Source organism: Spirosoma aerophilum, from assembly GCF_054782495.1.
In genome coordinates this window covers 335,869-358,765 of record NZ_BAAGSJ010000036.1, presented here as the reverse complement: position 1 = coordinate 358,765, position 22,897 = coordinate 335,869, and the positions used below count along the sequence as shown (strand labels likewise).

General features: G+C 49.8%; 23 protein-coding genes. 13 read left to right on the top strand and 10 right to left on the bottom strand.

Annotated features, from left to right (window positions below):
* Positions 1 to 19 precede the first annotated feature (19 nt).
* Positions 20 to 694 carry a 3-keto-disaccharide hydrolase gene (locus ACYVK4_RS29410; protein WP_461131221.1) on the bottom strand — a complete coding sequence of 225 codons (675 nt, stop codon included), beginning with the start codon at positions 692 to 694 and terminating at the stop codon, positions 20 to 22.
* A 276-nt stretch (positions 695 to 970) separates the two neighbouring features.
* Here ACYVK4_RS29410 and moeB point away from each other — a divergent pair, with 276 nt between their 5' ends.
* The 5 genes from moeB (at position 971) to ACYVK4_RS29385 (ending at position 5,194) form a co-directional block, all read left to right on the top strand.
* Entirely contained in the window at positions 971 to 2,110 is a 1,140-nt protein-coding gene (gene moeB / locus ACYVK4_RS29405; protein WP_461131158.1) for a molybdopterin-synthase adenylyltransferase MoeB, read from the top strand.
* 181 nt (positions 2,111 to 2,291) lie between these two features.
* Positions 2,292 to 2,645 (top strand): aspartate 1-decarboxylase, encoded by a 354-nt coding sequence (panD, locus tag ACYVK4_RS29400; protein ID WP_461131157.1) that lies wholly within the window; start codon positions 2,292 to 2,294, stop codon positions 2,643 to 2,645.
* A gap of 125 nt (positions 2,646 to 2,770) precedes the next feature.
* A complete protein-coding gene (locus tag ACYVK4_RS29395) occupies positions 2,771 to 3,823 on the top strand; it encodes a lysylphosphatidylglycerol synthase transmembrane domain-containing protein (protein ID WP_461131156.1) in 1,053 nt (350 codons plus the stop codon).
* Positions 3,824 to 3,838: 15 nt separating this feature from the next.
* Complete coding sequence (rfaE2, locus tag ACYVK4_RS29390; protein WP_461131155.1) at positions 3,839 to 4,321, top strand: D-glycero-beta-D-manno-heptose 1-phosphate adenylyltransferase; 483 nt, start codon at positions 3,839 to 3,841, stop codon at positions 4,319 to 4,321.
* 207 nt (positions 4,322 to 4,528) lie between these two features.
* The gene (locus ACYVK4_RS29385) at positions 4,529 to 5,194 is read left to right on the top strand and encodes a zinc metallopeptidase (protein WP_461131220.1); all 666 of its coding nucleotides are present in this window, start codon (positions 4,529 to 4,531) and stop codon (positions 5,192 to 5,194) included.
* An 80-nt stretch (positions 5,195 to 5,274) separates the two neighbouring features.
* Here the strand turns inward: ACYVK4_RS29385 and ACYVK4_RS29380 are convergent, their stop codons facing one another.
* Positions 5,275 to 5,673, bottom strand: coding sequence for a phage holin family protein (locus ACYVK4_RS29380; RefSeq protein WP_461131154.1), 399 nt, complete (start codon positions 5,671 to 5,673; stop codon positions 5,275 to 5,277).
* Positions 5,674 to 5,746: 73 nt separating this feature from the next.
* On the opposite strand from ACYVK4_RS29380, the gene ACYVK4_RS29375 reads away from it, so the two are divergent.
* Complete coding sequence (locus ACYVK4_RS29375; protein WP_461131153.1) at positions 5,747 to 6,478, top strand: class I SAM-dependent methyltransferase; 732 nt, start codon at positions 5,747 to 5,749, stop codon at positions 6,476 to 6,478.
* Positions 6,479 to 6,523: 45 nt separating this feature from the next.
* On the opposite strand, the gene ACYVK4_RS29370 is transcribed toward ACYVK4_RS29375, so the two are convergent.
* Entirely contained in the window at positions 6,524 to 8,212 is a 1,689-nt protein-coding gene (locus ACYVK4_RS29370; RefSeq protein WP_461131152.1) for an amino acid permease, read from the bottom strand.
* Positions 8,213 to 8,356: 144 nt separating this feature from the next.
* Between ACYVK4_RS29370 and gldA the strand changes: the two genes are divergently transcribed.
* Positions 8,357 to 9,274, top strand: coding sequence for a gliding motility-associated ABC transporter ATP-binding subunit GldA (gldA, locus tag ACYVK4_RS29365; RefSeq protein WP_461131151.1), 918 nt, complete (start codon positions 8,357 to 8,359; stop codon positions 9,272 to 9,274).
* Between the two features lie 65 nt (positions 9,275 to 9,339).
* On the opposite strand, the gene ACYVK4_RS29360 is transcribed toward gldA, so the two are convergent.
* Together ACYVK4_RS29360 and aroB are read right to left on the bottom strand one after the other, a co-directional pair.
* A complete protein-coding gene (locus ACYVK4_RS29360; RefSeq protein WP_461131150.1) occupies positions 9,340 to 9,873 on the bottom strand; it encodes a DUF4136 domain-containing protein in 534 nt (177 codons plus the stop codon).
* A gap of 121 nt (positions 9,874 to 9,994) precedes the next feature.
* Complete coding sequence (aroB, locus tag ACYVK4_RS29355; protein ID WP_461131149.1) at positions 9,995 to 11,032, bottom strand: 3-dehydroquinate synthase; 1,038 nt, start codon at positions 11,030 to 11,032, stop codon at positions 9,995 to 9,997.
* 210 nt (positions 11,033 to 11,242) lie between these two features.
* On the opposite strand from aroB, the gene ACYVK4_RS29350 reads away from it, so the two are divergent.
* Complete coding sequence (locus tag ACYVK4_RS29350; protein WP_461131148.1) at positions 11,243 to 12,487, top strand: MFS transporter; 1,245 nt, start codon at positions 11,243 to 11,245, stop codon at positions 12,485 to 12,487.
* 124 nt (positions 12,488 to 12,611) lie between these two features.
* Entirely contained in the window at positions 12,612 to 13,142 is a 531-nt protein-coding gene (locus ACYVK4_RS29345) for a hypothetical protein (protein ID WP_461131147.1), read from the top strand.
* A 70-nt stretch (positions 13,143 to 13,212) separates the two neighbouring features.
* On the opposite strand, the gene ACYVK4_RS29340 is transcribed toward ACYVK4_RS29345, so the two are convergent.
* Positions 13,213 to 14,352: a pyridoxal phosphate-dependent aminotransferase gene (locus tag ACYVK4_RS29340; RefSeq protein WP_461131146.1), complete on the bottom strand. Its 1,140-nt coding sequence runs from the start codon at positions 14,350 to 14,352 to the stop codon at positions 13,213 to 13,215.
* Positions 14,353 to 14,634: 282 nt separating this feature from the next.
* Positions 14,635 to 15,648: a glycosyltransferase family 9 protein gene (locus ACYVK4_RS29335; RefSeq protein WP_461131145.1), complete on the bottom strand. Its 1,014-nt coding sequence runs from the start codon at positions 15,646 to 15,648 to the stop codon at positions 14,635 to 14,637.
* Positions 15,649 to 15,676: 28 nt separating this feature from the next.
* Here ACYVK4_RS29335 and ACYVK4_RS29330 point away from each other — a divergent pair, with 28 nt between their 5' ends.
* Positions 15,677 to 16,912, top strand: coding sequence for a M16 family metallopeptidase (locus ACYVK4_RS29330; RefSeq protein ID WP_461131144.1), 1,236 nt, complete (start codon positions 15,677 to 15,679; stop codon positions 16,910 to 16,912).
* Positions 16,913 to 16,934: 22 nt separating this feature from the next.
* On the top strand, positions 16,935 to 17,261 hold the full coding sequence (locus tag ACYVK4_RS29325; RefSeq protein ID WP_461131143.1) for a nucleotide pyrophosphohydrolase: 327 nt from the start codon (positions 16,935 to 16,937) through the stop codon (positions 17,259 to 17,261).
* Between the two features lie 149 nt (positions 17,262 to 17,410).
* Here ACYVK4_RS29325 and ACYVK4_RS29320 read toward each other — a convergent pair whose 3' ends face one another.
* From ACYVK4_RS29320 to bshA, 3 genes are all read right to left on the bottom strand, one after another.
* Complete coding sequence (locus ACYVK4_RS29320) at positions 17,411 to 18,058, bottom strand: sterol desaturase family protein (protein ID WP_461131142.1); 648 nt, start codon at positions 18,056 to 18,058, stop codon at positions 17,411 to 17,413.
* Between the two features lie 94 nt (positions 18,059 to 18,152).
* Positions 18,153 to 19,490 (bottom strand): NAD(P)/FAD-dependent oxidoreductase, encoded by a 1,338-nt coding sequence (locus ACYVK4_RS29315; protein WP_461131141.1) that lies wholly within the window; start codon positions 19,488 to 19,490, stop codon positions 18,153 to 18,155.
* A gap of 131 nt (positions 19,491 to 19,621) precedes the next feature.
* Positions 19,622 to 20,761 carry an N-acetyl-alpha-D-glucosaminyl L-malate synthase BshA gene (gene bshA / locus ACYVK4_RS29310; protein ID WP_461131140.1) on the bottom strand — a complete coding sequence of 380 codons (1,140 nt, stop codon included), beginning with the start codon at positions 20,759 to 20,761 and terminating at the stop codon, positions 19,622 to 19,624.
* A 341-nt stretch (positions 20,762 to 21,102) separates the two neighbouring features.
* On the opposite strand from bshA, the gene ACYVK4_RS29305 reads away from it, so the two are divergent.
* Both ACYVK4_RS29305 and ACYVK4_RS29300 read left to right on the top strand, forming a co-directional pair.
* Entirely contained in the window at positions 21,103 to 21,978 is an 876-nt protein-coding gene (locus tag ACYVK4_RS29305; protein WP_461131139.1) for a geranylgeranylglycerol-phosphate geranylgeranyltransferase, read from the top strand.
* Positions 21,979 to 22,137: 159 nt separating this feature from the next.
* On the top strand, positions 22,138 to 22,839 hold the full coding sequence (locus ACYVK4_RS29300) for a TapB family protein (protein WP_461131138.1): 702 nt from the start codon (positions 22,138 to 22,140) through the stop codon (positions 22,837 to 22,839).
* The last annotated feature ends 58 nt before the right edge of the window (positions 22,840 to 22,897 follow it).

The window sequence follows — 22,897 nt, the reverse complement described above, 5'->3', positions numbered from 1 at the left end:
TCACTCATTCTATCATTGATTACAGTTCGCGTATCCGAATGTTACGGAACCAAACCTTATTGCCGTGATCTTGCAGAGCAATATGGCCGGTCATATATTTACCAAAGCCCTCCCACCCCTTAAATTTACTCTCAGAAACCATTTTATCCCACTCAGGCCCACTGGTGGGATATTCAGCGGTTTTCTTACCGTTCAGATACTGCTCGGCTTTCCCGTTGTTGATCACCAATCGGGCTTTGTTCCACTCACCGGCTGGCTTGGCAGCACCCGGCGTAACGGGCTTTTGCAGATCATACAATGAACCGGCAGTGCGGTTGCCATCTCGGCCCTGTTTAGCATCGGGGTGCCGTTCGTTGTCCAATACCTGCATCTCAGGTCCCGTCTGATACGTTGCCCTGTATTTAGGATCTTCGTGAACGTGGAAAATAATGCCGCTGTTACCGCCTTCGGCAATTTTCCATTCAACTTCAAGCTCGAAATTACCATATTCTTTATCCGTCACCAGGTCACCGACCCCCCCGGCGGTCAGGTGAATAGCCCCATCGTCTACCGTCCATTTTTCGGATACAGGCTGTCCCTCTTTCAGGTAGACATGCCAGCCCGTTAAGGTTTTACCGTCGAACAGATTTACCCATTTCCCCTTTTTGGCGGAATGGTCGGGTTGAACAGCCAGTGTTTTGGCAGGCACAGGCATAGGGCTGGCCGATACCGGACTAAGGGTAAGTGTCAGTGTAACTGCCAGAAGACCAGCAGCTAGCTGTGGCCGAAATGAAGGAACTTGTGCAGATGAACGCAGATAGTTCATAGTTGAGAAACATTTGGATTTTGTCGGGGCAATAGTACTAAAAAAACACATATCCCTAACGTTTAGAAAATATTTACGCACTGACTTATCTCCATGCAATTTTAGAGAGTCTAAATCTGTTGGATTAATGCAACACTGCCTCTGGTTGCTTATTATTGTAAGATTATGGAAGCAACGACCTTAGTACCGGCCGAACAGCAACGTTACCAGAAACACTTAAATCTACCTGAAATTGGTGCAAAAGGCCAGTTACAGCTCAAAAACGCACGGGTCCTTGTCGTGGGCGCGGGTGGCTTGGGCTGCCCGGTCCTTCTATACCTTACAGCCGCTGGCGTAGGTACTATTGGCGTCATCGACCCCGATGTTGTTGATCTCAGCAACTTACAGCGCCAGGTTCTCTACACGACTGATGAAGTTGGCAAACCCAAAGCCAAAGTTGCCGTAAGTCACCTCAATCGCCTTAATCCTGAGTTGACGTTTGATACCTATACCATGGCATTGGACATCAGCAATGCCCGTTCCATCATTGAAGCGTATGACATTGTCGTCGACTGCACCGATAATTTTAAGGTTCGTTATTTAGTCAACGACGTTTGTGTAACGCTTGACAAACCGTTTGTTTACGGGGCTATTCATCGATTCGAGGGGCAGGTTGCCGTACTAAACGCCGACCTCGGCGACGGCAAACGAGGACCCACTTACCGATGCCTGTTTCCTGAATACCCGAACGAGATCGAAATCCCGAACTGCAACGACACAGGCGTATTGGGCGTGCTGCCCGGCGTTATTGGCACGTATCAGGCCAACGAAGTGATCAAGCTGATCACGGGCATTGGCCAGTCGCTGAATGAGCACCTGCTCATGCTGGATCTGCTTTCGATGAACCAGCAGAAAATCAAAACCAAACGCCGGGCCGATGCGTTGGAAGTGGCCCGGGAAGGGCTTTTGTCGGCCGGTTCCCGTCCGGCTCCCGGAACGCTGGGGCCACAAAAAATATCCGTTCAGGAACTGTCCGACCGGCTGGCACTGGGCGAAGACCTGTTCCTGCTCGATGTACGCGAACGGCCGGAATACGACCTTTGCCACCTCGAAGGGGCGGTACTGATTCCCGTGGGCATGATTCCCAACAATCGCAAGCGCATTCCCACCGACCGACCGGTTATTGTCTACTGCCACCACGGCATCCGCTCAGCCAACGTGGTGCAGTATCTCTACGCCCAGGGCGGCCTGACAAATCTGTACAACCTCGACGGTGGCATTAACGCCTGGGCGCGAGACATCGAACCCGAAATGGCGGTCTATTAGATACCAGTCTATTAAGTTTACAGACAAGCGAGCCAGTGCTATACCCTCAGGGTCATAACGTTGGCTCGTTTCGCGTTTGAGGACCTCACACTGCCGGAACCAACCCGGTTATGCCACTGTTTTGGGGACGGTCGGCACTGGATTCACTTTTGCCGCACCCGCATGGCATTCCCAGATTCACATGTTTGTCACCTTATTAAAATCAAAATTGCACCGCGTGAAAGTCACGCAGGCTGAACTGAATTACGTTGGTAGCATCACAATTGACGAAGACCTGATGGATGCCGCCAATCTGGTCGAGAATGAGCAGGTTCATATTGTTAATAATAACAATGGCGAACGACTCATCACGTATGTAATAAAAGGCGAGCGGGGCTCGGGTATTATCTGCCTGAACGGAGCAGCCGCCCGCAAAGCGCAGGTTGGCGACATTGTCATTATTATCGCGTATGCGATGATGACAACCGAAGAAGCTAAACAGCATAAACCCACGGTAGTTTTTCCGGATAATAACAACAGGCTGGTAAACGGATAATCCTTTTATCAATCCTTCATATCGGTTTCAACGAAACTCCGTTACTTTGTGGCGGAGTTTTTTGTACCACAGCGTACCAGCCCCAATCACTACCTTTTCAGCACGGTTGTCCGGCCGAGTTTATTATGAACATCAAAAACGTCATTAAATACCTCGTTTCATTGGCCATTGCCGGTGGACTACTGTGGTTTACCTTCCAGCAAAGCCACCTTGATGCCGCCGACCTGTGGCAGAAGATTAAGGGGGCCGATTACCGCTGGGTGCTGTTATCGGCGGTGTTTACTATTGTAGCGCACTGGAGCCGGGCCGAACGCTGGCGTATTTTGCTGGAGCCGGTAATTTCTCAACGAACGACCTCCCTCGACACAACCGCCAGCGTATTGACGGGTTATCTGGCCAACCTGGCGTTACCCCGCGCGGGTGAAGTAGCTCGTTGCGGTACACTGTATCGCCTGTCGGCGGTGCCGGTCAATGTCAGTTTTGGTACCGTTGTTGCCGAACGTCTGTTCGACCTTTTCATGCTGATTCTGCTGCTGGGAGCTACTTTTATATTAGAATTTGACCGTCTTAGCCAGTTCTTTATGGAATTCCTAGGCGGCAAATTACCCAAAGGCTCTAGTGGATCAGGCATTTTATTGCTGGCCGTAGCCGTGCTTCTGGGCATAGGTCTACTAAGCTGGTTTTTATTCAACCGCTACCGCGACGCACTCGGTCGCCATCCACTATTCCAAAAAGTAAGTGCGTTTGCAAAGGGCCTTCTGGAAGGGCTGTTGAGTGTTCGAAAAATACGTCGGCCGGGGGCGTTTGTTTTCCATACCCTGCTGATATGGGCGATGTATTACCTCATGTCTTTCTCTTTGTTTTATGCTATGCCCGCAACAGCTAATCTGGGTCCGTTGGCGGGTTTGACCATACTAGTTGTTGGCTCACTTGGCATGGCGGCCCCGACACCGGGCGGCATTGGTTCTTTCCACCTGCTAGTGGGCCAGGTAGCCCTACTCTACGGCCTGACCAGTCAGGATGGACAGGTGCTGGCGACATTCATCCACGGCGTGTCGACGATCATGATTATCATTCTGGGCATTTTTGCCTTACTGGTTGTGCTATTGCGCCGGAACAAAGCAACCAATGCCGCTGATGTGTTGGACGATCCAAAGGCGTTAAAGCTAGAGCAGTAGTTCAGCAATATTCTTATGACCGAATCCAAAATACTTACCCGCGAGCAGGCTGTTCAGCAAGCAGAAAAGTGGCGGGCCGAAGGGCAGCAGATTGTTTTCACGAATGGCTGCTTTGACATTGTTCACCTGGGACATATCGACTACCTCGAAAAAGCCCGCCAGCTTGGCCATCGACTGATACTGGGTCTTAATACGGATGCATCTGTTAGCTGTATCAAAGGCCCATTACGCCCCGTTGTCAATGAATACGCCCGCGCCCGGCTCATGGCGGCATTAGAGTTTGTCGACGCGGTTACCCTCTTCGGTGAGCCAACTCCGCTTGAACTCATCGAAGATGTAAAACCTGACGTACTGGTTAAAGGCGATGACTACACAGTAGCGACCATTGTGGGTGCTGATTTTGTGCTGGCTCGGGGTGGACGCGTAGAAACGGTTGCGCTGGTGCCGGGCTATTCCACAACGAAGCTTATCGAGCGCATAAAGGAGGGGTATTCGTAACTCATATGGTTGCGGTCAGGCATCATTGACCCTTGTTGAAACGTAAAATTCCCCACTTATACCTGGTTAAGTGGCTCCCCAACTTGATAAAAGGTTAGTAGACGGGGATACTTTTTACCCTCATTCGTTGTTTTACTATTGACGGGCTCATACATTGGCCGTCTTATTAAAACCAAAACCTGACTAATTGAGATGATCTGGTTAATAATGATTCTCATCTTCGGCGCAAGCGCATTCGTGAGCTGGCGGTTACGAAGTAAGTTTAATGAATACGCACAAGTTGGCCTGAGCAATGGCCTGAGTGGTGCCGAAGTGGCCCAGCAAATGCTGCGTGAAAATGGCATTTATGACGTCCGGGTCGTATCGGTAGAAGGTATGCTCACCGACCACTACAACCCACAGGATAAAACGGTCAATCTGAGTGCCGACGTGTATTATGGCCGTAGTGTGGCATCTGCTGCTGTGGCCGCCCACGAATGTGGTCACGCGGTGCAGCATCAGCAAGCCTACGCCCCACTGAAGTTCCGTTCGGCGATGGTGCCGGTACTGACCGTTTCGTCGCAGTATATGCAATGGGTATTACTGGGTGGTATCTTACTGCTCCGTACTACGCCCATCCCGCTGGCTATTGGCGTAGGGCTCTTTGCCCTGACAACACTCTTTAGCTTTGTGACGCTGCCCGTGGAGTTCGACGCCAGCCGTCGGGCACTGGCCTGGATTCAAACGCGTGGTGTGGTAAATCAGCGCGAATATGGTTTCGCTAAAGATGCGCTTTGGTGGGCAGCCATGACCTACGTGGTAGCGGCTCTGGGTTCATTGGCCACCCTGCTCTACTACGGCAGCATACTGATGGGGGGCCGTCGGAACAACTAACCGACCGACCCTCTTCTCTTGGAACAAAAAAGCCGCTTCATAACTGAAGCGGCTTTTTTATTCGTATTGTTTCTGTAACCCTATCCAATTCGTAAACTGGATACTACACTCACAACATAACCTGAGTCGACCATTTCCTGCGTTGGAGCCGAGCGGTCGATCAATGTGCCCGCTACAGCTACAGCCAGCGCAATGACCAGAGCAGGCCAGAAACCAGTAATGGTAAAACTGTCCATAAAGCTGTCGATGAGCTTAAGGATAACGGCCGTAACAATGATCCGGACAATACCGGTTAGCAGAAAAAACGTGACTAAATTGAGCGGGAATCGGATGATCCAGCCGAGGAAAAAATTGAGCAATCCGAGCAGGACAGCAATTAAAATGGCAGTCCCAAAGCTTTTGACGTGAATCTGAGGCATCAGGTAGGCCAAGCCGAAAATGACGGCGGCATCGAGTAGTAAATGTAAGATAAGATTCATATTCAGGGTGTAATTGGTTTTTTAAACAACTGTTTTACGTTAGGATGGTTTAGGTACTATTAACTCGTTCATTATGCGCCACGTATCGGTTTTACTATTTGTGCTACTATTAGCCTGCTGCCGGGGAGCTTCTCAGCAGACACCGACTACCACCTCCCCTACTGATTCTACCGCCATTTACCAGTTCACGGATGCCAGCCGCGACGGAACGGGCAAGTTATATCAGGGACGAGAAATAGCCCAGGTTATGGGTCATCTCGGTGCTTCCTGGCTCGAACGGCCGGAACGCGAGCAGGAAGAACGCACCGACCTGTTATTAAAAGCACTCGCGCTGAAACCAACCGACGTCGTCGCCGATATTGGGGCCGGAACGGGATTTTTTACTTTCCAGATGGCTCCTAAGGTGTCAAAGGGCAAGGTAGTGGCGGTCGACATTCAACCCGAAATGATTGAATACCTCAACGAAGGAAAAGTCAAACGCAAAGTGACCAATGTTCAACCTGTACTCGGCACTGAATCTGATCCAAAGCTTCCAGCCAACAGCATTGACCTGGCCATCTTAATTGACGCTTATCACGAGTTTTCCTACCCACGCGAAATGATGGGCCTCATTGCTTCGGCTCTGAAACCGGGCGGGCGCATCGTTCTGGTCGAATACCGCGCCGAAGATCCCAATGTACCCATCAAACCATTGCACAAACTAAGCGTATCTCAGGCCACTAAGGAAATGAAAGCCGCCGGGCTTAAGTTATTAAAAAACGATGATCGCCTTCCCCAACAGCATATTATGTTTTTTGGGAAGTAGTGTTAATGGATTCCGGCCTGATCCCTCTTGGCTCATGCCGTGCCTCTACACACCCACTGAGTTCTCCTTCAGTCCCAGCTTACTCTTTCGGAAGCCGTACGAGAAATAGATAACCAGCCCGATCAGTAACCAGATGCCGAATATCTGCCAGTTGCTGGCACCCAGTTCGGTCATGAGGTAAAGGTTGGTCAGTACACCGATGACTGGTAGCAGAGAGAAATTATACCGAAAACCCTGTACCGCGAGTATGGCCCACACGCCCCAGAAAACAACCAACAGGGGCTTGCTTTCGAGTGTTTCCACCACGTTTACATCTCCCCGTGTCAACACAAACGCCAGTACGGCCAGCAGCACGGCACCGATAATGTATTTTCCGTTGATGTAAGGTACTTTGAACTTCGATTGGGCCGTCAGCCCTTTAGCATCCAGGTACAAAATTCCCGCGCACACCAAGATAAAAGCGAAAAAAGTGCCGACGCTGGTTAAGTCTACAAAGAACTTAAGATCCATAAACAGCGATGGAATAGCCACCAGGAAACCGGTGACAATTGTAGCGAAGGAAGGTGTTTTATAGGTCGGGTGAATCCGGGAAAAGCGTTTCCAGAGCAGGCCGTCCCGGCTCATGGTCATCCAGATGCGCGGCTGCCCCAGTTGATAGACCAGCAACGCGCTTGTGATGGCAACTACGGCACTCACCGAAATGACGCCGGCAACAAAATCAAGGTTTACTTTCTGAAACACATAGGCCAGTGGATCACTCACCCCCAATTCTTTGTAGTTGACCATGCCTGTTAGAACCAGCGTGATCAATACATACAGCACGGTACAAATCGCCAGGCAATAAAGCATGGCTCGCGGAAGGTCGCGCTGGGGATTTTTACATTCTTCGGCCGTAGTCGAAATGGAGTCGAAACCGATAAAGGCAAAGAACACCGACGCTACCCCACTCAACACACCCGACACGCCATTTGGCGCAAATGGCGACCAGTTCGCGGGTTTGACATAAAAAGCTCCCACTCCAATAACCAGCCCGATAACAGCCAGTTTGAGTACCACTAAAATATTGCTCGCCGTCCGGGACTCCTTAATACCAATATAGACGAGGGCTGTTATCAACGCCGTTATGGCTCCGGCGGGCAAATTGGCAATCAGTTTCAGTTCGCCCAGCATCGGTGCACTGGCGTAGGCATCGGCCAGCAGCCGCGTATTTTCGGGCAAGGTCGTCAGGGCTGTGCCCGCCTGTGTGGTTTGCTGCACCAGCTCAAACGCACGGGAGGCAGACCCATAATCTGTCGCAAAATATTTTGGAAACGTGATTCCGAATCCGCTTAGCATGGATGTAAAATACTCCGACCAGGAGATGGCTACGACCATGTTGCTAACGGCATATTCAAGAATCAGCGCCCACCCGATCACCCAGGCAAAAATTTCTCCGAAGGCAACGTAGGCGTACGTGTACGCACTGCCGCTTACGGGCACGGTGCTGGCAAACTGGGCGTAACTCAGAGCAGTGAACACACAGGCAATAGCCGTAAAGACAAACAACAGCGATACCGCAGGCCCACCATTATAACTTGCCAGGCCTATGGTGCTAAAAATACCGGCCCCAATAATTGCCGCAATGCCAAAAGACGTTAAATCGCGGACTCCCAGCGTCTTTACCAGTTTACTCGACTCACCTTCGGAGGCATCACTCAGGATTTGGGTTACGGTCTTTTTGCGAAAAAGCGACATGGGCTGATGAAGAAAAACGGTGTCTATTGTTGTTAAACCGATAAAAATAGAAATTCTTTCCGGTTTTTTGTACGTTACATGCACATAGCGTTTATGCCGACTGTGAGCAGTTCGTCGTTTATTGTTTGTTATCCTAAGTCTACCATGTCTATTCGGGTCCTGAATCTCACAAAAGAATACAATCAGCAGAAGGCCGTCAATCAAATATCACTCTCGGTACAGCCGGGTGAAATTGTCGGTTTTCTGGGTCCTAATGGAGCGGGTAAATCAACGACCATGAAGATTGCCACGGGCTACCTCCCTCCTACGGGCGGTACGGTTGAAGTCAATGGATTCGATGTACGGACACAGCCCATGGAGGTTCGGCGGAGTGTTGGGTATCTACCCGAGCACAATCCGCTGTATCTGGATTTGTATGTTAAGGAATACCTGCGCTTTGCCGGCTCCCTGCATGGCATGGGCGGGAATGATTTAAGCCGCAGGATCGCCGGTATGATCGACCTTGTAGGTCTGGGCCGGGAGCAGCACAAACGCATTAGCCAGCTGTCCAAAGGCTACCGCCAACGGGTTGGTCTGGCGCAGGCCTTACTACACAATCCACCGGTGTTAATTCTCGACGAACCCACCACGGGCCTCGACCCGAATCAACTAGCTGAAATCAGGCAGGTCATTCGGGATGCCGGGCGCGACAAAACAGTCTTGTTCTCTACGCACATCATGCAGGAGGTAGAAGCCATCTGCGACCGGGTGATTATTATTAATCGGGGCCAGATTGTCATCGATCAGCCCCTTAGTGAGCTCAGACAGGCATCGGCGGGCGAAGGGATTGTCGTAGTCGCTGAATTTGAACGGGAACTCGATGATATGGATATATTGGCTACTGTTCCCGGTGTAGAGCGTGTGGAGCCGCTGGCTAGTGGCCAGTACCGTATCACAGCAGGTCCTAACGCTGATCTGCGCGGGGCCATCTTCCGCCTTGCCGCCGACCAGAACCTCACACTCGTCGGCCTTCGGCAACAGGAGAACTCACTGGAAGGCATTTTCAAGGAACTAACAAAATAGTGAAAGCCGCTATGGGTACAGATTCAATCTGTACCCATAGCGGCTTTCACTATTTTGACCTACGTCTATCTGGCAGTAGCCATGAGGGGGTACTGGTCGAAAATTGACCGGACTATCCCTTTGAAATAGTTATTCTTGAAGTTCTGGTTTCGCATCATTTTGGAGGCATATCCCTTCCAGATCACCTGATACGACTCGGCGTCGATGAGCGAAATCATCAGCGTACCTTCGTCGAGGTTATAGTCGATCCGTTTGTAGGTCGCATCGTCGTCTTCCCGAACGACCCAGTCTTTGATGACTGGCTGCTGATAGCCCCGGAAGCGCAGGTCTGACCGGAAGATATTGTACGAGATCAGCAGGTTGGGATTCCGGTTACTGACCCGGTAGCCCCGAGCTTCCATCTGGTGACGGATAGCGTCCTGAATGTCGGAGCACAACAGGGTTGAATCGACAAACTCGCACTCCAGGAAATTGAAGGATTCGTAATTTTTAAAATGGCCCTCGTAGCTATAATCATGCTCCACAAACAACCGACTCGGCGAACAACCCGCCACAGCCATGACAGCCAATGCAAATAGAAATCCGATGCACTTTTTCATACTAAAGCTTGTAAAGAGTTTTCAATAGATACTAGATGTTAAGAAAGTAGTGATAACAAGGGTCGAACTCAAATATAATCGTAAATGTTTGGCAAACAATAGGCTAGGACCAAATTATCCATTATTTATTTAGGCCCCGGTAGAATTCCAGCCCCTTCCGCATGTCGGCATTTGACACCAGAATATCGAAGGCGCAACTGCCCGGCCCATCCAGCAGGGACATCCGCACTTCGCGGCCTCTGTTTTTCTTGTCCTGCAGGGTCAACGCCAGAATCGGCTCCGTATCCTCATCGGTCAGGCGCACATTTCCATATACGGCAAAGATGTATTCTTCGATTTGCGTGAGCAGCAATTCATCAATCATCTTTTTATGATAGGCGATGTAGGCTTCGGCCACCATACCAACGGCAATGGCTTCGCCGTGCAACAGACGTTTGCGGGGCTGGGTCAGAAAGTGTGTTTCAACAGCGTGGCCTAATGTGTGACCGAAGTTCAAAATCTTCCGCAGTCCCTTTTCCGTTGGGTCCTGCGCCACAACATGCTGCTTTACCCCTACCGAATGAGTCACCAACGCCGACCAGTCCTGCTCCTCCAAATCCCGCCGACGAATGTTGTCCCACATGTTGGCATCAGCAATAAGGCAATGCTTGATCACTTCCGCAAAACCAGACCGGAGTTCGCGCTCGGGTAGCGTCGACAAAAAAGTTGGGTCGATCAACACCGTGTTGGGTTGCTGAAAGACGCCGATGTGGTTTTTGAAGCCCCGAAAATCGATGCCGAGCTTCCCGCCCACGCTGGCGTCTACCTGAGAAAGTAAGGTAGTGGGCACCTGAACAAAGGCAATACCCCGTTTGTAGGTAGCCGCGCAAAAGCCACCCATATCGCCAATAACACCCCCACCAAGGTTAATCACCAGCGCATGACGGTCAAAGTTGGCGCGGGTGAGCGCATCCCAAATTAACTCGCAGGTGGCAATGTGTTTCTGCTCCTCCCCGGATTTGATGCGGACGAGCGTATGTTTAGGCAGTAACGTTTTTAACTCGGGATAACAGAAACGAAATGTATGGTTATCGGCAATGACGGCAATGGCCGAAAAATCGTAGGATTCGAGGAAAGCAGGCAGGCTTTCGGCAAGTGGGGCAATGGTTACGGTCGACATACTGTAAAAGTACGGCAGGCAACGGTTGAGATGGCTTAAGAATGTCAATAATTTTTGACATAATTATAGAAAGCGACTAATCAGCCTGTTGCGAGTAGACTCGCTGAGCGAAGTACCTTATATCTGTCTAGTAATGACATACGTTGTTTTTTCAATCATCTCGCCTATCTTTACCTTACTCCTTTTTCTTCATTTCCTCATCAACAATTTATGAAGGTTCGCTACCGCGTGCTGGCCGGTTTATTCCTACTCTCGACCATCACCTATCTCGACCGCGTTTGTATGAACGTGGTGAGCAAGTATGTTAAAGCTGATCTAAACCTCGACAATCAACAATTCGGCTATATACTGGGTGCTTTCTCCCTTGCCTACGCCCTGTTCGAAATTCCAACCGGTTCCCTGGGCGATAAAATAGGTCCACGGCGCGTGCTGACACGGGTGGTGTTGTGGTGGTCTGGCTTTACCATGCTCACGGGAACCGCTTTCAATTTCCTGTATCTGCTGGTCGTTCGTTTTCTGTTCGGCGCGGGCGAAGCTGGTGCTTACCCTAACTCATCTATCGTTATTGCCCGCTGGTTCCCGGCTGTTGAGGTGGGCCGGGCGCAATCCGTCATCTGGGCCGCCGGGCGATTGGGCGGTGCGTTAACCCCATTGCTGGTCATTCCGCTGGTACACTGGGCTGGCTGGCGGTGGGCCTTCGCCATTTTAGGTTTGCTGGGCGTTTTGTGGGCAATAGGCTGGTACCTCTCCTTCCGAGACGAGCCTGCTGCACAACCGGGTATCAGTCTGGAAGAAGCCCGGGAAATTGAACGAGGCCGGAACATAAAATCTTCTGACCACCTGATTCCCTGGAAAACGATTATCAGCAACCCCGACTTATGGGCGCTGATGCTGATGTGTCACTTGTTTTTTTACGGATCGTACTTTTTCACCAACTGGTCGTCGGTGTATTTTCAGGAAGGGCGCGGCATGACCGAAGACCAGACGAAGAACTTCATTTCGCTCTCCTACTTTCTGGGAGCCGTTGGCTGTCTGGTGGGCGGTGTTTTGAGCGATGCACTCACGAAGCGGTACGGGCTCAAAATTGGCCGTCGGGCGGTAGGCGTGGGTGGCCTGGGATTGTCGAGCTTATTCTTCCTGTTAGCGGGTCTAACGACCGACAAAGAGCTGGCCGGTTATTTGCTGGCCACTTGTGTGTTGATGAAAGATCTGGCCCTACCAGTTGCCTTTGCGGTTTGTGTGGATATCGGCCAGCGGAATGCGGGGTCCGTAACGGGGGCCATGAATTTTGCCGGGCAACTGGGCGGTTTTTTCATCACCATTCTTTTCGGCATCATCGTTGAACAGACCCACAACTTCAGCTACCCGCTGTTCATGATTGCCGGGTGTTTGCTGGTGAGTGCCTTACTCTGGCTGCGTATTGACCCGACAAAGCCAGTGGCTATAAAGGAATAAAAAAGAACTGAGAGATGATACTCATATTGGCAGTATCCATCAGATTCTTTATCATGCTGCATTAAGTTATAGAAAAGCACTTGTTTCTAAAATACTGTACTACTGCAAGTTATCTCTATTTTTTATGAAGCTTACAGCACTACACGCCAACCCAATCCGCACACTGTTCCTCCTTTTTTCTCTCACGGTCTTACTTGGCTGCCAGTCCAGTGACCGACTCACGGGGGTAGCTGCCGGGGCCGCAGGCCGGTATATCGTAACAGCTTACATCGTATCATGTGATACCCTATTCTCATTACGGCCAGGCTCGGCAGGGTATACGCCCGGGATTAACAAGATTGGGGTAAATAACTTCACCATAGCTATGGAGGTACTAGGCGCGGATCAGTTAACGATGCGAACTGATTATTGGCGCAACGGCTTACGATCGACGATCACTAAGGAAGTAGCCGTGAAACTCACCAATTCAGATTACCAATTTTTTCCACTCAAAATTAATGCTTCACCCACCTATGAAGGACGTGTTGGCCGATTCTCCGGCTTCTTCTACGAGCGGGCGGAAGATGGTCTATTAATACCCTTTGATGGGTCAACAGGTACCTTCAGCCCATCCTGCTCACAAGAGGTTGTTATTGTCGCCCAGTCAGCAAAATGAGTAAAAACGTAATAAAAAAATAGGTGGTGACAGACGCTGTCACCACCTAATTCGGGAAGTTATATTGACTCTACGAAATCAGTTTCAACCCATCCGCAAAAGCCTGCATCTGCGGCATGGTGCCCAGGCTAACGCGGCACCAATATTGACCGTCGAATTTCCATTGACGGATGCTTACACCCTGATCCATCATCCGGGTTACGAAATCTTCGCCCTTCATCCGGATGGGGAACATGACGAAGTTGGCACCCGAGGGCAGCGGCTCATAGTTGGTCTGCTTCAGTACTTTGTACAGGAAATCTTTCGACTCCTGGGTTTTCCCAAGCGAGAACTTAACGAAATCCTTATCCTGCAAGCTTACAATTGCGGCCCGCAAGGTCGTCATGCTCATGGAGCTGCCGCCCGTGGCAAACTTGGCAATTTGCTCCAGCAATTCCGGCTTGGCAATCATGTAGCCAGCCCGAAGTCCAGCGAATCCGTGTACTTTCGAGAATGTCTTGGTGATGATCACATTGCTGCCCTTCTTCACCATATCCACCATCGTGTAGGCTTTCGGATCGGGCGTGTAGTCAATGTAAGCTTCGTCGACCAGAATGGGCGTCTTCGCTCCTACCGCTTCACAGAAAGCGCGCAGTTTGGACGGATCAACCGTGATGGCCGTTGGGTTATTGGGGTTACAGAGGTACACCATACCCGTTTGGCTACCCACGCGCTCGTTCAGTTTGTTCAGGTTAATGTCATACCCATCGGCAGCGACCAGCGGAACGCGGTCCATTGTCACGCCATGTTTAATCACCGAGCGAGGCAGCGCGTCGAAGGTTGGATCGGGTGCTACGATGGCGCGACCTGCATTGGGACGGTAAGCGGCCCAGAGAGCCGCAGCGGTCAACAGCTCGCCGGAACCCGCCCCCAACAGCACATACTCTTCGGGAACACCTTCCGTATCGGCAACCAGCTTCCGGAACTGCTTGGCATATTCCATGGCGTACAGGTACCCATCGGGAGCCGCTTCGGAAATAGTTTTGAGTGCTTTGGGCGATGGACCATACGGATTTTCGTTGGCCGATAGCCGGGCCTTAATACCCACTTTAGGCACCTTATAGCCTTTAGGCATTTCGGGCTCCGGTTCACAGAAGGCGGCTGGAGCAGCAGCCAGACTTAAGCCAGATAACATACTGGCCCGAAGCCAGTCACGACGATTGATAGACATAACAAAGGGGGCTTACCGTATCAATAAATGAGTTAAGAAGAGATTATTGACTTGTCAATGGCTCACCGGAACAATGTATTGAGCCACAATCTGTCTGTTTTGTTGCACTAAAGCAGCTGACAGACCAAATATATGCCCTTTCGTTTCGTTTCTCAAATAATATTCTGCAAAACAGTCTTATAACTACTAAATAAATTCTACAAATAAATATTTTCCAAATAGTTTACAAATAAATACAATTCAAAATACACTTCGGAAGGCAACCAGCTCAAAAAGAAGACATTACTTGGGAAAATGGGCCAGTTCATCAACCTGAATTCCCCAGGCACACCGGAAGTGGCCCAATGGGCAGCGCGAACGACCGTGTAAGTTGCAGGGTTTGCAATCAAGCGGTTCAGGTGTTTGTACAACACGGGATTGATCGGCCAGCGGACCAAATCCAAACTCCGGAACTGTCGAGCAGAAAACAGCCGTTGTAGGGGCGTTCATCGCCGAGCACAAGTGGAGAGGGGCGGAATCATTGACGTAATTCATGGCCGCTCCCTGCTGTAGAGCAGCCGATTGTAGCAGGCTCAGCCCGCCCGCCAGATTAACTACTCCTTTGCGGGAACCTGTCATAACCCGAATGGCCTCGCAGGCAGCCGAATCGGTAGGCGCTCCCAGCAAGTACACTGTCATCTTATCGGGCAACGCCAGGATTAGCTCCGCCCACCGATCGGCGGGGTACTGCTTCGTAAACCATACCGACATGGGTGCGATACAGACATATGGGCGGCCTTTATAGGCCTCAACGGCTTCATAATCAGCAACGGAGGGATACAGTTTAGGTCGGCCAGTCGATTCGACGGTTATGCCCATGGCCCTTAAAAGGCCTTCATTTCGGTCTACTTCATGCACACCCGGCTCAAATCGATGTTCAACCCGGTGCGTAAAGAAGCGGGCAAACGGATTTTTATCGAAGCCTACGGTTGCTCCGGCGCGCGATAAAGCAGTCAGTAGCCCCATGGTGCCAAATCGCTGGAGATTGAAAACAGCTGTATACCGGCGGGGTCGAATCGTGTTCAGTAACCGATAAACATCCCGGTACTTAGCGTCCTTTTTGTGCCAGATAAGGACTTCGTTCAAAAAGGGGTGATTCGCCAGCAAACCCTCGTTACCTTTGCGCACCAGTATGTCCAGTATCGCGGTAGGGTATGCCTCGTGCAGTTGTTCGAGCATGGCCGTAGCCAAAATCACATCACCGATGAAGGCGGTTTGAATAATCAGGAACCGGGGCGGATTGGTAGCGGTTATCATTAGTACGCTCAATGCGTAAAAGCTAAGAATGGAAGATTACGAAGTACACACGCTGCCTAACGGAATTCGGATTGCGCACAAACAAATACCGCATACGCAGATTGCCCACTGTGGCATCATGCTCGACATCGGTAGCCGCGACGAACAACCACACCAGCAGGGATTGGCCCACTTCTGGGAACACATGGCCTTCAAAGGTACGGAGAAACGAAAATCCTACCATATAATTACTCGCTTAGAAACCGTAGGTGGCGAACTGAATGCCTACACCACGAAAGAAAAAGTGTGCTTCCACGCATCTGTGCTGGACGCTCATTTTGAGAAAGCTACGGAGTTATTGGCAGATATCACATTTCACTCGATTTTTCCGGAAAAACAGATCGAACGGGAACGGGGGGTCATCCTCGAAGAGATGGCGATGTATTATGATTCGCCGGAAGATGCCATCCAGGACGATTTCGATGAACTGGTCTTTCCAAATCATGCGCTGGGTGGTAATATCCTCGGCACAATTGATACTGTCAGCTCATTCAAGCGGGAAGATCTTCAGCAGTTTATCGCCGAGAATTACGACACTAGCCGGATTGTCTTTGCCTCGGTCAGCAAGCTATCTTTTAAACAGGTAGTGAACGTAGCGGAAAAATATTTTCGGGATGTACCTGTGCAGCACTCGGCCCGGAAGCGTAAGCAACCGACCGATTATGTACCTCGCCATACCCGCGTAGAGCGGCCCATCACACAGGCTCAATGTGCGCTGGGCAGACCCGCCTACGGCCTCACCGATCCAAGACGACTCCCGTTCTTTATGCTCGTCAATCTATTGGGTGGCCCCGGTATGAACTCCCGGCTCAACATGAACCTGCGCGAAAAATACGGTCTGGTCTATTCGATCGACGCCAGCTACACGCCGTATCTGGACACGGGTTTTCTGGGAATCTATTTTGGCACTGACCCCAAAAAAGTTGATAAAGCACAGGCACTTATCATCAAAGAGTTGAAACGGCTACGGGAACAGCCGCTTACGACGCTTCAGCTTCACCAGACCAAAGAGCAGCTGATTGGTCAACTGGCCATGGCCGAAGAAAGTAATAACAGCTTTATGCTGATGATGGCCAAGAGCCTTCTTGATATTGATCGGGTCGAAGCACTGAACGACATTTTCAGCGATATAAAAGCCGTAACTGCTGAGCAACTACAAGACCTGGCGCTGGAAGTTTTCCACGAAGACCAGTTCAGCTTTCTGACCTTTGTGCCGGAAAAGTAATTTTTGTCAGTCCTACAAAATCATGACAATAAAAGACGCCCAGACTACCGTTGATGACTGGATCAAAACCGTTGGAGTGCGGTATTTTAACGAGCTGACCAATATGGCTCAGCTAACCGAGGAAGTTGGTGAAGTCGCCCGCATTATTGCCCGGCGATACGGCGAGCAATCGGAGAAAGAGTCGGATAAAAATAAAGACCTGGGCGACGAACTTGCCGATGTCCTTTGGGTGCTCATTTGCCTGGCCAACCAGACCGGCGTAGACCTGACCGAAGCTTTTCAGAAGAATCTGGACAAGAAAAATGTCAGGGACGCCACAAGGCATCTGGATAATGAGAAGTTGAAATAGCCTGTACCACGCACGGTCTTCAGCCCGTGTTTTTGTTTTGACTAATAAGCCTGGTACATAAAAAGAAAACACGGGCTGAAAACCGTGGGTACAATAAAAATCCCCTGAAGCCAGACTTCAGGGGATTTTTGTTTGAACTATGTTTCAGCTTACTTCTGAAAAGAGCCGAAGATATGGTCCCAGAATGGCGAGGATACACCGTAATTGCTTTCCGGGTTTTTGTAGTGGTGAACGCTGTGATTGATCCACAATACCTTAAAGAAGTTCTTCGGGGGCGCGTAGGCATGAACAATAAAGTGCACGGCCAGATAACCCGAATAACCCACCAAAAAGCCGGGGAAGAACGCATAGGCGGCTTCGCCTATCAACAGGAAAAATAAGCCGAAGAAACCACCCGCAACGAATATGGCCAGCGCAGGAGGCATAGCCAGACGCGTCTTATCTTTTGGATATTCGTGGTGGATGCCGTGAAACGTGTACTGGATCTTGGCACGCTTGGGCGTTGATGGCGTCAAGTGATAAAGATACCGGTGCAGTACATATTCAAATAAGGAAAATACCAGCAAGCCCGTTGCAAACAAGGTAGCAATTGTGCTGGTGCTCATGTCCGTGTACGTAAAGGCGTACCACCCCAAAAACGCAGATAAAACAAGCCACATCGAAATAGGCACCATAATATGAGTTCTCGAAAGAGCCTCAAGTATGGGGTTTTCAAACATTTTTTTGGTACCGCTATTCTTGGGTCGGGTCTTGCCATGACCGGCCATCGTTTGCAGCTTTTCAGTAGTTGATTCCATAGAGAAAGAACGTTAACAAAGAGTATACTGGCACAAAAATAAAACGAAATCGAATTCTTCGATTAATTATAGTAAACCAAATTTACTATATGACTTATGTCTTACTAACTTCTAACTGATCGGATAGCTTTTCCTGCATGGCTGCCATGTTCCCTTTCGGTAGCTTTTGCCGGATTATCAGACGCAGTGAATTGTTATACGTCAGGTAGTTAAACATCCAGTTGAGAAATATAGCCAGACGATTCTTAACGCCAACGATTGACATTAAGTGGACAAATAACCACGTAATCCAGGCAAAAAATCCCTGAAATTTAAAAAAGGGCAAATCCACTACCGCTAATCCGCGGCCAATGGTGGCCATTGTACCAAGGTCTTTATAGATAAACTCCTGAGGCTCTTGCTTGTTAGCCCAGCGAATCATATTCTTTGCCAGATGTCGCCCCTGCTGAATAGCAGGCTGTGCAATTTGGGGGTGACCATTGGGCCATTTCTCCTCCGTCATCAGTGCCACATCCCCGATAGCGAACACATCCGTAAACCCCTGGACCTGGCTAAAGCGGTTCACCAATATACGACCTCCCCGACCAATCACCTCCGGCGGCAGGCCAGCCAGCGGGTTGGCCTTAACACCGGCGGCCCAGATCAAATTGTTGGTCCGTAATGTCGTGCCATCATTCATAGTTACCACACGTCCGTCGAAGTCCTTGACGCGTGTGTTCAGGCGAACCTGTACGCCCAACTTCTGCAGATAGGCCAGCGAATGCGCCTGCGACTCTACAGACATTGGCCCCAGCAACTCGCCACCCGACTCGATCAGGAATATATCCATCATCTTAAAATCCAATTCGGGATAGTCGCTCGGCAGCACAGTTTTACGCATTTCGGCCAGTGTACCGCAAAGCTCAACACCCGTTGGTCCACCGCCCACCACTACCACATCCATCAGACCTTCCCGCTCATCGAGGGTTTCAACGCTTAGTGCATCTTCGAAATTTTGCAGCATCCGATTGCGTAAGGCAATGGCCTCGGCTACCGACTTCATGGGCAACGCCTTCTCAATAATATTCTGTTGATTGAAGAAATTGGTATCGGCACCGGTGGCCATCACCAGGTAGTCGTAAGGCACTGGTCCCAGATCCGTATCCACGACCTTATCGGCCGGACGAACGCCGGTAACATTCGTAACCCGGATATGAACGTTCTTACAATCGCCAAAAACGGCCCGTAATGGAAACAGAATGGAATTGGCTTCCAAACCAGCCGTAGCTACCTGATAATAAAGCGGTTGGAACTCGTGGTAATTGTGCTTGTTCAGCAAGACCACCTGAAACTCTTTCCGTCGGGACAGATAGCGGGCCAGTTTCAGTCCACCAAAACCTGCCCCAACGATGACAATACGCTTGCGGTCTGTTTGCGGTATGTTTGGATTCATTCAGATGTATGATTTGTACCAGGCCGTTGACAGTCGGCGATGAAAAGCACTTTTTTTTCCAGACGAACGTAAGCTTACAGCCAGCGAACTCATAGAAAAACTGATTACGAAACCAGGATGTTCAAATTTACTCAGGACACCAAGGGCTGAGTCGCCTGTAGCACCCGCTCGTAGTGGGCTTCGTACAGAGGCAGTATACGAGATAATTCGAACTCCTTGGCCCGTGCCAGCGCGTTTTCTTTGAAGGTGGGCAGATTAGCATCATCCAGCACGTAAAGCGCATTTTTCACCATGTCTGCCACATCACCAACCGGACTCAGGAAACCCGTAACGCCCTGTATATTCAGTTCAGGAAGACCACCTGCGTTCGACGTAATCAGGGGAACTTCGCAAGCCAGCGCTTCGAGGGCGGCCAGACCAAAGCTCTCATTTTCAGAAGGCATCACAAACAAATCGGCTACGGAAAGGACTTCCTCCACGGCATCCATTTTTCCCAAAAACCGTACCTGATCATAGATACCCAGGTCGCGTACAAGTCGTTCGATGCGAGCCCGTTCGGGGCCATCGCCCACGAGCAGGAGTTTGGCCGGTGTTTGCTGCTGGACATGGTAAAACATCATTACGGCATCATCGATGCGCTTTACCCGCCGAAAATTGGAGGTATGCACAATCAGTTTTTCGCCGTTGGGACAGATCGCCTTTTTGAAATGTTCTTTCTGCTGACGCTTGAACCGGCTCAAATCGATGAAGTTGGGGATAACTTCGATTTCGCGGTGAACGTTGAAATGTTTGTAGGTATCCTTGCGCAAATCCTCCGACACCGACGTGACCCCATCCGATTCGTTGATACTGAACGTAACTACGGGTTCATAGGAGGCATCCTTCCCGACAAGCGTAATATCGGTACCATGCAGTGTTGTCACAACCGGTACATTACGCCCCTGCGAACGCAGGATCATTTTAGCCATGTACGCAGCAGATGCGTGCGGAATGGCGTAGTGAACATGCAGCAGGTCAACGTTTTCGTTCGTAACGACGTTGACCATTTCGCTCGCTAAGGCCGACTCATAGGGCGCATATTGAAACAGGGGGTACGACGGTATATTTACTTCGTGATAAAATACGTTTTCGTTAAAAAAATCGAGCCGGGGCGGTTGCTGATAGGTAATGAAATGTATCTGGTGGCCATTTTTGGCCAACGCTTTGCCAAGTTCAGTGGCGACAACACCACTGCCCCCAAAGGTTGGGTAGCACACAATGCCAATTTTCATGCGTGAGAGAACGAGTTTGTCTCTCAACAACAAATACGAGCAAAAAGAATCCCGTATAGTGTAAAGGTTATATGAAAGCTATGTAACCTCGCATTGGGTAACCCTCAACTTTCTGCCTTCCGGATGCACATTATTTAAATTGCCTTTACCTTCAGGCTTTTCAAATTAATCACGGTTGTATGCCTGAGCGGCAATAAAAGCACAAAGAGTTGACTTGTCATAAAGACAACCGGTCAAAAACGGTGATGCCTGAATCGGATTACTTACACCCACAATTTCCCGTCCGTACCATTTCCCTTTTCTTAGCGGGTCAAAATCCCTATTTTTGATAAAAATTAGTCATGGTGGCCCGCCAGTCCATTCCCTCCTCAGCCTTTATCATCGGTTTTCTGCGACTCATACGGGTGCGGAATTTGCTGATTGTTGTGCTGACCCAGTTCCTGGCCCGGGTGTTTCTGGCAGGCCCAAAGTCGGAGATGATCCATTCCCTCACCGACCCTACCTTATGGCTTCTTTCCCTGTCGACCGTTTGTATCGCAGCAGCTGGTTACATCATCAATGATTATTTTGATATAAAAATTGATCTGGTCAACAAACCCGAACGGGTAATTATCGGTCGGTACCTGAAACGACGGGTAGCTATGGGCGTACATCAGGTGCTCAATGTCATTGGTTGTTTGATAGGCCTGTATCTGAGCCGATGGGTTTTTCTGGCCGATGTCATATCAGTATCCCTTTTGTGGTTTTACTCCGCGCAGTTCAAACGTCAGCCATTGATCGGCAATGTGGTTATTTCGCTGTTAACGGCCCTTTCCCTCATTGTTCTGGCGATTTATTACCGGCATAACACTGGTATGATCCTTATTTACGCCCTGTTTTCCTTTGGTATCTCACTCATCCGCGAAATCATCAAAGATATGCAGGACATTCGTGGAGATGCCCGTTTCGGTTGCCGAACGCTGCCTATCGTCTGGGGGCTCCGCCGAACAAAATATCTACTTTATGGCCTGATCAGCGCTTTCCTCATCAGCCTTTTCGTTATTGCCAACTCCCTGAATAACGTACGTCTTACATTTATTTTTGGCCTCCTGCTTTTGCCCATCGCCTGGATGATCTACCGGCTCATCATAGCCGATACCCGACGCGATTTCGGTTACCTCAGCAACCTCTGCAAACTGATCATGCTCATGGGTGTCATCAGCATGATATGGGCGTAAGAGATGTATGATATAGGATGTAGGATGTATTGCCGGAACATGGCTTCATCACATATCCTACCTCCTACCTCACACATCCTGTTCCGTTTACTCAAAGGTTTAGCTGCCGGCTCGTGGTAGAGCTTACCTTTGGCTGATACGAAACGATTTCATATTCATATGAAAACACTTATTCTTTCCGCACTTCTTGCCATTGTTATTCGAACAAACAGTCTGGCGCAAGACTGTCTGGGCATGGCTTTTAAATCCGGTACGAGCTTTGAATTAAGTCAGTTTAGTGCCAAAGATAAGCCGATGGGCAAAATCAACTACCAGGTTAAGGATGTCCATAAAGAAGGCGGCTCAACCATTCTGGATATTACGGCACAGGTTCAGGACGAGAAAGGAAATCAACGTCCTCCTTACGCCATTCGGTATACCTGCACCGGCAATGAACTGATAGCGGATATGTCGGGGATGATGCAGGCGACGCAGGCGAGTACCATGAAAGACATGGAAATGAAACTCAAGACAAACAAGCTCATATTTCCCGGTAAACTTAGCGTTGGTCAAAAGCTGAGCGATGGCCAGATGGAGGTCGAAATGATTTCAAACGGCAGCACCATGATGACCATGAACATGGTCATGGCAAACCGACAAGTGGAGAGCAAAGACCCAATCACCACGCCAGCCGGTACGTTTGATACCTATAAAATTTCGTCGGATGTAAATTTTGAAAACAGAGTTATGGGTATGCCCATTCGAAGTACCATGCGCGTGGTAAGTTACCGCACTGATAATCAATTATTCGATATCAAATCAGAAACCTACAATAAAAGCGGGAAACTCATGGGTTACACCCTTCTCACAAAAGTGAATTGATTTACGCAACTTTGTTGCAAAAAAGTGAGTTAAGGAGAGGTACGTTTGCCCAAAGCAT

Bases quoted from the DNA above. Each gene is read 5' to 3' on its own strand.
- ACYVK4_RS29360 (WP_461131150.1), bottom strand. From the start codon at position 9,873: ATGAAAAAGTGCATCGGATTTCTATTTGCATTGGCTGTCATGGCTGTG.
- bshA (WP_461131140.1), bottom strand. From the start codon at position 20,761: ATGAAAATTGGCATTGTGTGCTACCCAACCTTTGGGGGCAGTGGTGTT.
- moeB (WP_461131158.1), top strand. From the start codon at position 971: ATGGAAGCAACGACCTTAGTACCGGCCGAACAGCAACGTTACCAGAAA.
- ACYVK4_RS29395 (WP_461131156.1), top strand. From the start codon at position 2,771: ATGAACATCAAAAACGTCATTAAATACCTCGTTTCATTGGCCATTGCC.
- ACYVK4_RS29350 (WP_461131148.1), top strand. From the start codon at position 11,243: ATGAAGGTTCGCTACCGCGTGCTGGCCGGTTTATTCCTACTCTCGACC.
- panD (WP_461131157.1), top strand. From the start codon at position 2,292: ATGTTTGTCACCTTATTAAAATCAAAATTGCACCGCGTGAAAGTCACG.
- ACYVK4_RS29340 (WP_461131146.1), bottom strand. From the start codon at position 14,352: ATGTCTATCAATCGTCGTGACTGGCTTCGGGCCAGTATGTTATCTGGC.
- ACYVK4_RS29385 (WP_461131220.1), top strand. From the start codon at position 4,529: ATGATTCTCATCTTCGGCGCAAGCGCATTCGTGAGCTGGCGGTTACGA.
- ACYVK4_RS29410 (WP_461131221.1), bottom strand. From the start codon at position 694: ATGCCTGTGCCTGCCAAAACACTGGCTGTTCAACCCGACCATTCCGCC.
- ACYVK4_RS29335 (WP_461131145.1), bottom strand. From the start codon at position 15,648: ATGATAACCGCTACCAATCCGCCCCGGTTCCTGATTATTCAAACCGCC.
- aroB (WP_461131149.1), bottom strand. From the start codon at position 11,032: ATGTCGACCGTAACCATTGCCCCACTTGCCGAAAGCCTGCCTGCTTTC.
- ACYVK4_RS29305 (WP_461131139.1), top strand. From the start codon at position 21,103: ATGGTGGCCCGCCAGTCCATTCCCTCCTCAGCCTTTATCATCGGTTTT.
- rfaE2 (WP_461131155.1), top strand. From the start codon at position 3,839: ATGACCGAATCCAAAATACTTACCCGCGAGCAGGCTGTTCAGCAAGCA.
- ACYVK4_RS29345 (WP_461131147.1), top strand. From the start codon at position 12,612: ATGAAGCTTACAGCACTACACGCCAACCCAATCCGCACACTGTTCCTC.
- gldA (WP_461131151.1), top strand. From the start codon at position 8,357: ATGTCTATTCGGGTCCTGAATCTCACAAAAGAATACAATCAGCAGAAG.
- ACYVK4_RS29300 (WP_461131138.1), top strand. From the start codon at position 22,138: ATGAAAACACTTATTCTTTCCGCACTTCTTGCCATTGTTATTCGAACA.
- ACYVK4_RS29370 (WP_461131152.1), bottom strand. From the start codon at position 8,212: ATGTCGCTTTTTCGCAAAAAGACCGTAACCCAAATCCTGAGTGATGCC.
- ACYVK4_RS29325 (WP_461131143.1), top strand. From the start codon at position 16,935: ATGACAATAAAAGACGCCCAGACTACCGTTGATGACTGGATCAAAACC.
- ACYVK4_RS29375 (WP_461131153.1), top strand. From the start codon at position 5,747: ATGCGCCACGTATCGGTTTTACTATTTGTGCTACTATTAGCCTGCTGC.
- ACYVK4_RS29315 (WP_461131141.1), bottom strand. From the start codon at position 19,490: ATGAATCCAAACATACCGCAAACAGACCGCAAGCGTATTGTCATCGTT.
- ACYVK4_RS29380 (WP_461131154.1), bottom strand. From the start codon at position 5,673: ATGAATCTTATCTTACATTTACTACTCGATGCCGCCGTCATTTTCGGC.
- ACYVK4_RS29320 (WP_461131142.1), bottom strand. From the start codon at position 18,058: ATGGAATCAACTACTGAAAAGCTGCAAACGATGGCCGGTCATGGCAAG.
- ACYVK4_RS29330 (WP_461131144.1), top strand. From the start codon at position 15,677: ATGGAAGATTACGAAGTACACACGCTGCCTAACGGAATTCGGATTGCG.